Raw genomic sequence first — 14,242 nt, forward strand, 5'->3', positions numbered from 1 at the left:
CGTTTTCATTAGAAGCACATGTTATTATTCTTTCTAATAGTTTTTCGGGTTTTTGGGTAGGATAGCCAAGTCGTTCTTTGGAAGACATTTGTCCACCCGATGGAATATCTATCCACCAATTAAAGGGTACTTTACCATTAAAGTATTCATTATATGGTTTTCCTTGAAATTTTATTCCTTTCTTTTTTGTTTCCGCATATTTTCTTCTTTCTAAAGTGCCCTGGTCATAAGGGATTAAAACAGATTCTTTGTTAAAAATAAAATTATCCGATTTACTATATCTATATATGGTATCTGATTTTGATGGGAAGTTTTTAGAAGTATTAGAAGGTCCATTATAACACCAAATAATTTCATTTCTAAAGTTTTTATCTCCAAAAACTTTATCTAAAATATATACTTTTATATAAGCATTTGCATGCCAATCACAGTGTAAAAATAGGGATCCTGTTTGTTTTAATATTCGGTGCATTTCTATGACTCGTTCTTTGAGCCAAGCAATATAATGGTCTATTCCTCCTGAAAAGCGGTCTTCAAAACTTCGCACTTCTCCATTGTCTCCCCAAATTACCTCGTAATTTCTATTGCTAAAAAACGGTGGGTCAAGATAGATTAAATTCACCGTTTCTGTTTCTATAGTTCGTAAAATTTCTAAATTGTCTCCTAAGATGAGTTTGTTTATATCCATTTTTTTTTTGGGGGCTTGTTTGATTTCTTTTAGATTTTTTTTTTGCGTAATGTGAGTTATTTATTTTTTTTTACACACATATAGCTAAGGTGCATTCATTTCTTTTTTTTATCTGTTATATACATATACATGGCGGGGATAACATAAAGGGTAAGAAAAGTAGAGAATATGAGTCCTCCAATAATGGCTATTCCCATAGAAACACGGCTTTCTGAACCTGCTCCCAAGGCAAGGGCTATGGGTAATGTTCCTAATATAGTAGAGAAACTGGTCATTAAGATGGGTCTAAATCTTTGTTCTGCGGAAGATATGATTGCTTCTTGGACGGGGATACCTTCTTCTATTTTTTGATTTGCAAACTCTACTATGAGTATTCCATTTTTGGTAACCAACCCTATGAGCATAATAATTCCTATTTGACTAAACAGGTTAAGGGATTGATTGAAATACCAAAGAGATAGAAAAGCACCTGCTATGCCCATTGGTACGGTTATCATTATGGTTATGGGGTCACGAAAGCTTTCAAATTGTGCGGCAAGAACCAAATAAATAAGTACTAAGGCAAAAACAAAGGCAAAATACAAGCTGGAGGAAGAGTCACGATATTCTGCGGAGGTACCTTCTAAATCGGTTGCAAATGTTTCATCTAAGGTTTTTTTGGCGATGTTTTCCATTGCCTGAATGCAATCCCCTATAGTATAACCCGGAGCTATAGATGCAGATATAGTAGCAGAGGCAAATCTATTAAACCTGTAGAGAGCCGGTGGTGTACTTCTTTCATTGATACGAATGAGATTGTCCAATTGCACTAATTCTCCTCTTTGATTTTTTACATAGAGAGAACGAATATCACGAGGGTCGTTTCTGTTTTCTAACTCTACTTGCCCAATAATTTGATATTGTTTTCCGTTCATTATAAAATATCCGAAACGACTTCCGCTCATTCCTAATTGTAAGGTTTGGGCTATATCTCGGATAGATACTCCTAAATTGCGGGCTTTATTTCTGTCTATGTCTATGTTTATCTCTGGTTTTGTAAATTTTAGGTTTATATCCACAAAACTAAAATGTGGGTCTTTACTTGCTTCTTGCATAAAGAGGGGTATCTTTTCTCGTAGCTTTTCTACAGTGGGTGCTTGTATGACAAATTGCACGGGAAGCCCTGCCCTTCTATTTCCAATAGAAGCTGGTTGAGTAATAAAAGACCTTGCCTCGGTTTGTTGCATAATTTTTGGAGTAATGGCATTGACTATCTCTTGTTGGGATCGCTTTCTTTTATTGGCATCTACTAATATAAGCCGAGTAAAACCAGAATTTACTCCTGAACCTCCACCAAAAGAAGGACTCGTAACACTTACTATTCCATCTACTTCCGCAACTTCTTTTTTTACCAAGCTATACATCCTATCTAAGTAGGTAGTCATATAGTTAAAAGTAGAACCTTCGGGGGCGGTGGACATAATTCTAAATTCATTTCTATCCTCAGAAGGGATCAGTTCTGATGGAAGAGTTTTTATTAATACTCCGATGAGTGAAAAAGAGAAAAAAACAATGAGTAATGCTATCCATTTTTTTTTCATAAATGATGCAAGGGTTCTATTATAAAAAGAGTGCATCCATTCAAAGAAAGGTTCTGTTTTATAATAAAACCATGATTTTTTTTCATTCCGCTTTAAAATTTTGGTTGCAAGCATAGGGGTAAGAGTAAGGGCAACAAACGCAGAAATGATAACAGAACCCGCAACCACAATCCCAAATTCTCTAAAAAGACGACCTGTAGGACCACTCAAAAATACAACAGGCATAAAAACCGCCGCTAAAGCAACAGTAGTAGATATAACAGCAAAAAATATCTCCTCAGAACCTTTTATACCAGCTTCTCTCGGATCCATTCCGTTTTCTGTTTTTGTATAAATATTCTCTAAAACTACAATAGTATCATCTACCACCATTCCTATTGCTAATACTATTCCTAATAAAGTAAGAACATTGATAGAAAAACCTGCTAAATACATTATAAAAAAAGTACCTATCAACGAAATTGGTATAGATGCTATGGGAATAAGAGTTGAACGCCAATCTCTCAAAAAAGCAAAGATGATAAGTATAACTAATAGAAATGCTAAAAATATCGTCTCCTCTACTTCATATATAGATTGCTTTACATATTTGGATACATCAAAACCAATAACAGGCTGTATGTCCGCAGGAATATCTTTTTTCAAAAACTCTAAACGCCTATAAAATTCATCTACTATTTCTATCACATTAGAACCAGGCTGCGGAAGTAATACTATTCCTACCATAGGAATACTATCTCTTTTTAAAACCGTACGCAAATTTTCAGCCCCTAATACTGCTTTGCCTACGTCAGAGAATCTTACTATATTATTCCCCTCTTCTTTCAGTATCAAATTATTAAAATCATCATCGGTAGTTAATCTGCCCAAGGTACGAACAGAAAGTTCTGTATTAAATCCCTCTACTCTTCCCGAAGGTAATTCTACGTTATCCCTTGTTATGGCAGATAAAACATCTAAAGGGCTTAACTTATACGCAGCAAGTTTATCAGGAGACATCCAAAGACGCATAGAATACTTCTTCTCTCCCCATACCTGAACTGAGGATACTCCTTTTATAGTTTGAAACCGCTCCTTAAAAGTATTATAAGCAATATCTGTAAGTTCTAAGAGAGATCGCTTATCACTTTGGATACCTAAAAAAACTAATGGAGAAGAATCCGCATCATTTTTTTGCACCGTTGGAGGATTACAGTCGGGAGGAAGGTTAGATACGGCACGAGAAACCCTATCTCGCACATCATTCGTCGCAGCCTCCATATCCACATCTAACGAAAACTCAACCGTAATAACACTCGAACCATCTCTACTCGTAGAAGTGAGACGTTTTATACCTGCTATACCATTGATAGATTCCTCAAGAGGCTCCGTAATTTGTGATTCTATAATATCTGCATTCGCACCTACATAACTTGTGAAAACAGATACTATCGGCGGATCCACGCTCGGATACTCTCGAACACCTAAAAATCTAAATCCTATTACTCCAAATAAAACAATCACAATAGACATAACCAATGCTAATACAGGTCGTCTAATACTTATTGATGATAATGATGCCATGTTTTTTATTTTTTTTTATTGATACTTATGAAATTTTATGGATACCTAAATGATACTATGGAAATATAAATGCTCATTATACGATAATAAACAAAAAATAACTCTTTTACTCACTTTACACAAAAATATAATAAAATTTCATATCTTATTTTTATTTTTGTTAAATCAGCGTTGTAAATTAGCGTTATCAGCTTTCTATAAGATAATATTGGAACGCGGATTTTTTATTACCGTTGCGAATTAAAAATGTAAAAAACCAATAGTAGAGACGTTGCATACAACATTTTTTTTTGAAGAAATCAATTTTTAGAACCCCTCTTTATAGTATTCGGAATCATATCAAATCACTTACCCATAAAACAGTGGGTAAAAAAGAATAACTGCCAAAATGTCTTAAAACAGCTGTGGAACGTATTTTGTCTTTATTATTATTATTGGTTTTACTAAAAAAAAAAATGAACTTTAATAACTACACAGCTAAATCGCAAGATATTATTCAAAACGCTGCCCAGCTGGCAGTAAGTTCGGGACAACAAACAGTAGAACCCGGACATTTGTTAAAATCTATTATGAAAGAAGATGATTTCATGGGTTTCTTTCTCAAAAAATGCTCCGTAAATAAATCTCTTTTAACGGAACGATTAGACAGTATCTTACATACTTACCCCAAGGTTTCCATCACAGGAGATACTTATTTATCCCAAAACTCCTTGGCGGTCCTACAAAGATCTACATCTTTCTTGAAAGAGTTTAAAGATGAATATGTAGCAATAGAACATATTTTTTTAGCATTAGCTACGGGAAAAGACCAGATAGGAAACCTTTTAGTGGAAGTAGGTTTTTTAGAAAAACTCATCAGAATAGCAATAAAAGATTTACGAAGCGGAAGCACTGTGAAAAACCCAAATTCCGATGCTCAATATAGAAGCTTAGAAAGATATGCAAAGAATCTAAACGTTCTTGCAGAACAAGGAAAAATAGATCCTGTTATAGGACGGGATGAAGAAATACGTCGGGTTTTACAAATACTTTCTCGCAGGACAAAAAATAATCCCCTCTTGTTAGGGGAACCAGGAGTTGGTAAAACAGCAATTGTAGAAGGGATGGCACAAAGAATTGTGCAAAAAGATGTTCCCGAAGGATTACAAAATAAGTGTATTTATACCCTCGATATGGGATTACTACTTGCGGGGGCTAAATATAAAGGAGAATTTGAAGAACGCCTTAAATCTGTTATAAAAGAAGTGGTGGAAAGCGATGGACAAATAATTCTCTTTATTGATGAAATCCATACCCTTATCGGTGCTGGTGGAGGAGGTGAAAGTGCTATGGATGCTGCAAATCTCTTAAAACCCGCACTTGCCCGAGGAGAACTCCACACCATCGGTGCTACTACTTTTAAAGAATACCAAAAATATATAGAAAAAGATAAAGCCCTAGAAAGACGATTCCAAACGGTACTGGTAGATGAACCAGATACTACCGATGCCATTTCTATTCTAAGAGGAATTAAAGATAGATACGAACTCCACCACGGAGTAAGAATTAAAGATGCCGCAGTGATTGCCGCAGTAGAACTTTCTCACCGTTATATTTCTGATAGATTTTTACCCGATAAAGCAATAGATCTCATAGATGAAGCAGCTTCCAAACTCCGCATAGAAATTGATTCTATTCCCGAAGAATTAGACGAACTCAATAGAAAAATTATGCAATTCGAAATAGAAAGAGAAGCAATTAAAAGAGAAAAAGATACAGAAAAAGAACTCTCTCTCTCTAAAGAAATCGCATCGCTTTCAGAACAACGAAACATTCTCAAATCTCGATGGGAAAATGAAAAAAAAACCATTCAAAATATACGAAAAGAAAAAGAATGCATAGAAAAATTAAAAATAGAATCCGAACAAGCAGAACGATCCGGAGATTATGGAAAAGTAGCGGAAATCAGATACGGTAAAATTATAGAATCTGAAAATAAACTCAAACAACTGCAACAAAAAATAAAAGAGATACAAGGAGAAGCCCTCCTCAAAGAAGAAGTAGAAGCAAATGATATTGCAGAAATAGTAGCAAAATGGACAGGAATACCTGTTACTAAAATGCTCCAAAGCGAACGAGAAAAACTACTCCACATAGAAGAAGAACTCTCTAAAAGAGTTGCAGGACAAAAAGAAGCCATTACCGCTATCGCTGATGCTGTAAGAAGAAGCAGAGCAGGACTACAAGACCCAAAACGACCAATAGGATCTTTTATATTCATGGGAACTACAGGTGTCGGAAAAACAGAACTCGCTAAAGCACTTACTGATTATTTATTTAATGATGAGCAAGCGATGATACGAATAGACATGAGCGAATACCAAGAAAAACATAATGTAAGCCGACTTATTGGAGCACCACCAGGATATATTGGTTATGAAGAAGGAGGGCAACTGACAGAATCAGTGAGAAGAAAACCATATTCTGTTATACTCTTGGACGAAATAGAAAAAGCACATCCAGACGTGTTTAACATACTTTTACAGGTTTTAGATGACGGCAGATTAACAGATAACAAGGGAAGAGTAGCTACTTTCAAAAATACTATCATTATTATGACTACAAACCTCGGTTCCCATATCATTCAAGAAAATATGGAAAAAGCAGAAAGTTTTAACAAAGAACAAATTTTAGAGGACACAAAACAAGAACTCTTAACCCTTTTGAAACAAACTATACGCCCAGAATTTATCAATAGAATTGATGAAATAATACTATTCCACCCTCTATCCGAAGAAGATATTATAAAAGTAGTAAAAATTCAATTTAAAAATATCCAAGAAAGATTAAAAGCAAATAATATCTACATAGAAGCAACAGATGAAGTATTAGCATACTTAGCAAATATAGGTTTCGACCCCCAATTTGGTGCCAGACACCTCAAAAGAATTATGCAAAAACTCATACTGAATCCACTCTCAAAAGATATCTTAGCTAATAAAGTAGAAAAAGATTCCGTTATTGAAATATCCCTTACCAACAAAAATACAATAGCTTTTGCTAATATTGAAATTAATAAAACCTTTGCAAAAGAATAAACTTTCCCCAATGATCCCACAGTTTCCATCGTGAAATTTTTTTATTACGGAAAACTCTAAAAATTGATATATACAAATCCCACAAGAATGAAAATTTGTATTTGACTATAATGATTTCTTTCTTTTTCAATTTATAGTATAAAAATAAATACAGTAACACATCTCTAACATAAAAATACTAACCCAATACTCACATAAAGAAAATAAATTATTATAGTACTAAGACCACCTCGAAAAATCACTTTTACGAGATACTGAGTTTTAAAACTATTGATAATCAAACAGATCCAAAAATATAAATGTATCAAAAGGAACTTTTCAGAGAGGAACCTTATATAATTCAGTTTTATTATATGTTTTTTGATTTTTTACATAATAAATGTATATCTTTATGAATAATTTTTTATATTGCAAAAAATATTTTAATAAATACTATTATTATATAAATTTGTTTTTGAATACGAGTAGGTATACAAAAATATGTTTGAACTTATCAAAAATGCTCAATAATTTTTTTACTATTACATTATGAAAGAACGAGAGTTACAATTCAGGGAAGCATTAGGAGAAGCGATGAGTGAGGAAATGCGAAGAGATGCAACGGTATTTTTGATGGGAGAAGAAGTAGCAGAATATAATGGAGCATATAAAGTAAGCCAGGGTATGCTTGCAGAATTTGGTGCAGAAAGGGTCATAGATACTCCCATAGCAGAATTAGGATTTGCAGGAATATGTGTAGGAGCAGCTATAAATGGCTTAAAACCCATAGTCGAATTTATGACATTTAATTTTTCTTTAGTAGCAATAGATCAAATCATAAATGGAGCTGCAAAGATGATGTCTATGTCCGGAGGACAAATAAATGTTCCCATTGTATTTAGAGGACCAACCGGAAATGCAGGACAATTAAGTTCACAACATTCTCAAAACTTCGAAAATTGGTATGCAAACACACCGGGATTAAAAGTAGTCGTTCCTTCCAATCCTTATGATGCAAAAGGACTATTAAAATCTTCTATAAGAGACCCCGATCCTGTTATTTTTATGGAATCCGAGCTTATGTATGGCGATAAAGGGGAAGTTCCTACAACAGAATATCTCATACCCATTGGAACGGCAAAAATAATAAAAGAGGGAAAAGATGTAACTTTAGTATCATTTGGAAAAATAATGAAAACAATCATAGAAGCAGAGAAAATACTCCAAAAGGAAAATATCCAAGCGGAAGTAATAGACCTTCGTTCTGTTCGTCCTATAGATTATCAAACCATAGTAGATTCTGTCCGAAAAACAAATCGTTTAGTTATCGTAGAAGAAGCTTGGCCTCTCGGCTCTATAGCATCTGAATTAACCTATCATATACAAAGATATGCTTTTGACTATCTAGATGCCCCTATCAGAAGGGTGACCAATAAAGATGTACCTCTCCCTTACGCACCCACTCTCATTGACTATATTTTACCCGATGTAGAAAAAACAATACAAGCAGTAAAATCTACTCTGTATAGATAACGTATTAGTATAGATAACGTATTATAAACATACTATAAATAGCACATTAACAATAAAATGAAAAATAAATTCTTTCAAAAATTAATACCAACAAAGAAAACAGAAAAACAGAAAAAAGGAATCTTTCGGGAATGGGCAGATTCTATAATATTTGCAGTAATATTTGCATCATTACTCCGATGGGGTTTTATGGAAGCATACGTAATACCTACTCCATCAATGGAAAATTCACTCCTTGTAGGAGATTTTTTATTTGTAAATAAAATATCATACGGACCAAGAACCCCTGAAACTCCTCTTCAAATACCATTAACACATCAAAAAATATGGCTCACCGAAATACCCTCTTATCTGAACTGGATAACACTACCAATGTTCAGATTCCCTGGAATAAGTTCTATTGATAGAAATGATGTAGTAGTATTTAATTACCCACCTGAGTTAGAAAGCCCCGTAGATATCAAAACTCATTATATAAAGCGATGCGTAGCTATAGCAGGTGATACCATAGAAATAAAAAATACCCAAGTATATATAAATAAAAAAGCTTCGGAAAATCCACCTAATATGCAATTTAGATATTATATCCACACAAATCAAACTATCAGCGACCGTGTATTTAAAAAATATAATATCTGGGAAATTACCCCTATGCAAGGAGGATATTTAGTACACACCTCTCCCAAAACTATAGAAGAAATGAAAAAAGAACCTTTCATAATAGATATATTAAACACCACATTTCCTCAAGAACAAACAAATCCAAGAATATTTCCGAATGCAAAATACTTTCCATGGAATCAAGACCATTTTGGTCCCCTAGTAATACCTTATAAAGGACAAAAAATAACTCTTTCAGATACCATCTTGAAAAAATATGGTTCTACTATTATAAATTATGAAAAAATAAAAAAACCATTTATAAAGAATGGAAAGTTATTTATAGATGGAATAGAAGTAAAAGAATATACATTTCAACAAAATTACTATTTTATGATGGGAGATAACAGACATAATTCAGAAGACAGTAGATTTTGGGGCTTTGTTCCCGAAGATCATATTGTAGGAGAAGCTTCTTTTATATGGCTTAGCACCGATGCTCAAAAACCTTTCTTTCAAAAAATACGGTGGAATAGATTTTTCCAAATAATAAAATAAAATATTATACAACTTATAAATTTTTTTAATGATAAAATAACATAATACTTATGAAAACAATAGTAGTACCAATAGATTTTTCAAAAGAATCTATCTATGCCTTAGATTTTGCAGTAGATACTGCTAAAATAAAAAAAACAAAAATAGTTTTAATTCATATAATAGAAATACCAAATCACACAAGTTCTTCAGAAACAGGAGAAGTTACAACGTTTGTTTCACAAGAAGAACAAACATACACTGTTTTACTTATTGAAAAAACAAAAGAAAGATTCGCTGAACTTTGTGAAGATGAAAAATACAAAGGTACAGAAATAGAATACATTATAACCATGGGTACTTTTGTGAAAACTTTCATCAAACAAGCAAAAGAGTTGAATGCAGACATTATTATTATGGGAACATCAGGGGCCAGAGGTATGAGTGAGATATTTATTGGTTCTAACTCAGAGAAAGTAGTGAGGCATTCCCCATGTCCCGTCATTACTATTCGTGAACCAATGCAGAGTACTATAAAAAATATCGTCTTCGCATCCGATTTTAAAAATATAACAGACGACCTTGTCCGACAACTCCTTAATATTCAAAGAATGTTCCATGCATACTTACACCTAGTCAAAGTAAACACACCTGCTCACTTTAATCCGTACAGTAAAGATATGTCAGATATAGAATGGTTTATAGGTAAGTATAACATAAAAAAATATACAAAAACCATTTATAACGATTTTACAGAAGAAGAAGGAATAAAACATTTTGCCTTTCAAATAGGAGCTGATATTGTTGCCTTAGGAACAAGACAACATACAGGTGTTATACATTTACTTAGCGAATCTATAGCAGAAAATGTGGTAAATCACTCATTCGTACCCGTATGGACATATAAAATAGAGTAATCTCTCTTATAGTTGCTATCAGAATAATTACTACAAATGAATTCTATAAAAAAACAACTCTCCATACTCTGCACACTCTTATTTTTAATTCTACTATCCTTTCTTTACTATAACTCACTATCCAAAAATAACACCATTCAAGGGACAGATATACTTCAAATACAGTATCCTCTACTCCTTACAAAAATAGAAATACGAAAAGAAAGAGACACCATTATACTCTCTCAAAAAGAAAGTAGTTGGACAATAAATAATACATTTATAGCCGATGAATCTTTCATAAGTATCTTATTACAAACCCTCCATCTCAATAGAGTAAAACAAGAAGTATCTCAAAAAATAAACACACAAGAGTTATTTGCAAATACCATAAAAGTAATTCTCAAAAATCAAGAACAAACCATATCCTCTTTTTTTATAACAGGAAACAAAACCAAAACAGAAACATATTTACAACTAGAAAATACTTCCAAAATATATAAAATAGAAATACCCGGATATAATAGTTATGTAGCAGGTATCTTTGAACTTACCGAAAACCAATGGAGAAATAGAATTATTTTTCAAAGCGATGCAAGAACTCTGATATCTCTAAAAGTAGTAAATCTTTTAGATAGTATACATAATGTATCTCTCTCTTTTAAAAAAGATCATATAGAAGTAGCAAACATAAAAGAGATTGATTCTATTGCTTTATCAAACTATCTATCGCACTTCAATCAATTTTATACAAATGAATACATAAGTGCAGGACAAAAAAACGAATACGATAGTATAATGAAAACACAAGCACTCTATTCCATCTCTATCCAAGATATTGATAGCAATAAAAATACCATTATACATGTATTCTCTCCCCTACATAATAATACATACCACATCTTAAAAGACGATAAAGGATATTATTCTCTCTGCGAAAGCAAAAGAATAAAACAAATACTCGTGAATAACTCTTATTTTAGTAAAAAAAAAGGTCTTTAATAATAAAATGTTTATACTTCATAAATAATTTTTAAAAATAAATGCCTTCCGATACATTTTTTTGGTAATTAACTTTTTTAAGTTATTTTTGTCTTTTGCAAATAAATAGAATCTAAAACAGAACAATTTTAATAAAAATGAAAATATATTATATTTTTTTTACGCTTACTTGTCTTTTTGCATCGGTATCTTTTACCGCACAAGCACAAGAAATAAATAATAAAGGTAGCAGAAGTTTGTCATTAGAAGAAGCAATATCCATTGCATTACAAAATAATGAACAAATAAAAACAGCACAGTTAGAGGTACCAAAATCAAAAGCACGAGTAGATGAATTAATTGCAACAGGAATGCCCCAAGTAAATGCTTCCGTTGCCTTTAATGCAAATCCGATTCCACAATCATCCTTAGTGAGCGGGGCTGGTTTTGCAAGATTAGGAAATCCTAATGCTAAGATAAATGCTGACTCTATTCCTGATATAAAATTTACAGTGCAACAAACATACGATGGAAATGCAGGTATACGCCTTTCCCAACTCGTATTTGATGGCTCTTATTTTGTTGGATTAAAAGCCGCAAAAGTTTATAAAGAACTTTCTGTAAAAAATGTAGAAAAAACAGAGATAGATATTACAGAATCAGTTATGAAAGCATATTATAACGTTCTCATAAACACTCAAAGAATAACTGTATTAGAAAATAATTTTTCTCGATTAGATTCCTTACTGAAAGAAACACAAATTATGTTCCAAAATGGATATGTAGGGAAAATAGACGTAGATAGAATACGACTCTCTTTTAATAATATACGCGTAGAATTAAATAAATTTAAAAAACTGAATGAACTTGGGTATAAACTCCTCAATTTTCAAATGGGAATAGACCTCAATGAACCAATTATTCTCACAGATAAATTAGAATACGTTTCCTTAGACGTCCCTTCTACAGAATCTGACATTTTTTATTATGACAAGAGAATAGAATACTCTATTCTACAAACAAATAAAACTCTGTCAAATCTCAATTCTATCAGATTAAAATCTCAATACCTGCCAGTAGTAAATATAGCAGGTTATTATGGTTTTAATACCGCTACTTCTAATATTTCTCAATATTATAGAGCAGACAGATGGCTATCATCAGGAACTATAGGAATACATATTACCATGCCTATTTTTGATGGCTCTGCAAGAGTGTTTCGGGTACAACAATCTAAAATAGAAAGTCAACAAATTGAGCATCAAATGAGTTTAACAAAAAAAAAAATTGACTTAGAAATAGAGCAAGCAAAAAATTTAATAGAATATAGTTTGGAAAATTTAGAAATACAAAAACAAAATAGAGAACTATCGCAAGAAATTTATAATACCACAAAACTAAAATATGAACAGGGGGTAGGCAGTAATTTAGAACTTACAGAAGCAGATGCCGCTTTTAAACAAGCACAAGTGGTTTACTACTCCGCCCTTTACGATGTCATTATTGCAAAAATTGAATTAGAAAAATCATTAGGAATATTAAGAAAACAAAAATAAATGAAAACACAAAAAATAATAGGAATTATTGTAGCAGGAATGCTTTTATCTGAAGGGTGTAATAAAACTGAAAACACAGTAGAAGAAAAAAAGAAAATACTTTTAAAATATAAACAAGAATATTCAGAACTAGGAGGAAAAATAAAAAAAATAGAAAAAGAAATACAAGATATCTATTCCAAAACAGGTGAAAATATACAAGAAAATATCACATTAGTCACCACACTAAAACTATCTACCAAAGAATTTCATCACGAAATTGAAATGAGGGGGAACGTAGAATCTCGTAACAACGTCATTATCAGTGCAGAAACATTAGCAAAAACTATCAACATCTTTGTAAAAGAAGGACAATGGGTAAACGAAGGACAAAAACTAATACAACTTGACGGGAGTATTTTAGAAAATTCTTTAAACGAGATAAAAAACAACCTAGAGATGGCACGCACAATGTTTGAAAAACAATCCGCCCTATGGGAGAAAAAAATAGGAACAGAACTCCAATATCTTCAAGCAAAAACGAATAAAGAAGGACTTGAAAATAGATTAGCAACAGTAGAATCACAAATGTTACAAACAAGTATACGAGCACCATTTAATGGAAAAATAGATCATATCTTTGCAAAAAACGGAGAAATAGTTTCCCCCGGAATACCACTTATAAGAATCGTTAGTCCTACCAATATGTCTATAAAAGTAGATGTTTCAGAATCCTACACAGGAAAATTTCATGATGGAGAACCCGTAAAAATATATTTTTCCGAACAAAATAAAACCATTAAATCCTCCATATCATCAGTCCAACAAGTCATTAATCCCGAAAGCAGATCATTCAAAATAGATATAAATCTTCCTCAAGCACCTTTTTCAATCCTTCCCAATCAAACTGCCCTTGTATATCTTATAGATTATCTCAATAAAAAAGCAATAACAATCCCTACTCGACTCATACAAAGAGATCTATCGGGATATTATATTTATAAAATTTCAAAAACAGAAACAAAAACAACCGCTCAAAAAATATCTATAACATTAGGAGCAAGTTTTGATGGGGAAACGGAAATACTAACTGGACTCCAAGACAATGACCAAATCATAGACAAAGGATACAGAGATGTATTAGACAACTTAGAAGTAAAAGTAGTAGAACAATAGAATATATGAAAAACACATATTATTTTTAGTATGTGTTTTTTTTGTAATAACAAATACGAGTGTTTCACAAATCATTTGTCCAAAAATATCTTACTGA

Annotated in this window: 9 protein-coding genes; 7 read left to right on the top strand and 2 right to left on the bottom strand. The window is 32.4% G+C overall.

What is annotated here, in order from left to right:
* On the bottom strand, nt 1-688 hold a 688-nt coding region (locus QM536_03980; GenBank protein MDI9356171.1), incomplete at its 3' end, for a site-specific DNA-methyltransferase.
* Nucleotides 689-783: 95 nt separating this feature from the next.
* Complete coding sequence (locus tag QM536_03985; protein ID MDI9356172.1) at nt 784-3,831, bottom strand: efflux RND transporter permease subunit; 3,048 nt, start codon at nt 3,829-3,831, stop codon at nt 784-786.
* 455 nt (nt 3,832-4,286) lie between these two features.
* Here QM536_03985 and clpB point away from each other — a divergent pair, with 455 nt between their 5' ends.
* The 7 genes from clpB (at nt 4,287) to QM536_04020 (ending at nt 14,145) form a co-directional block, all read left to right on the top strand.
* Entirely contained in the window at nt 4,287-6,908 is a 2,622-nt protein-coding gene (gene clpB / locus QM536_03990) for an ATP-dependent chaperone ClpB (protein ID MDI9356173.1), read from the top strand.
* A gap of 528 nt (nt 6,909-7,436) precedes the next feature.
* On the top strand, nt 7,437-8,420 hold the full coding sequence (locus QM536_03995; protein ID MDI9356174.1) for a pyruvate dehydrogenase complex E1 component subunit beta: 984 nt from the start codon (nt 7,437-7,439) through the stop codon (nt 8,418-8,420).
* A gap of 57 nt (nt 8,421-8,477) precedes the next feature.
* Complete coding sequence (gene lepB / locus QM536_04000; protein ID MDI9356175.1) at nt 8,478-9,578, top strand: signal peptidase I; 1,101 nt, start codon at nt 8,478-8,480, stop codon at nt 9,576-9,578.
* 50 nt (nt 9,579-9,628) lie between these two features.
* Nucleotides 9,629-10,474: a universal stress protein gene (locus QM536_04005; GenBank protein ID MDI9356176.1), complete on the top strand. Its 846-nt coding sequence runs from the start codon at nt 9,629-9,631 to the stop codon at nt 10,472-10,474.
* Between the two features lie 36 nt (nt 10,475-10,510).
* The gene (locus QM536_04010) at nt 10,511-11,455 is read left to right on the top strand and encodes a hypothetical protein (GenBank protein ID MDI9356177.1); all 945 of its coding nucleotides are present in this window, start codon (nt 10,511-10,513) and stop codon (nt 11,453-11,455) included.
* 137 nt (nt 11,456-11,592) lie between these two features.
* Complete coding sequence (locus QM536_04015) at nt 11,593-12,990, top strand: TolC family protein (protein MDI9356178.1); 1,398 nt, start codon at nt 11,593-11,595, stop codon at nt 12,988-12,990.
* Entirely contained in the window at nt 12,991-14,145 is a 1,155-nt protein-coding gene (locus QM536_04020; protein ID MDI9356179.1) for an efflux RND transporter periplasmic adaptor subunit, read from the top strand.
* Nucleotides 14,146-14,242: the final 97 nt, after the last annotated feature.

The sequence above is a fragment of the Chitinophagaceae bacterium genome (assembly GCA_030053935.1).
Classification (GTDB): Bacteria; Bacteroidota; Bacteroidia; order Cytophagales; family JASGCU01; genus JASGCU01.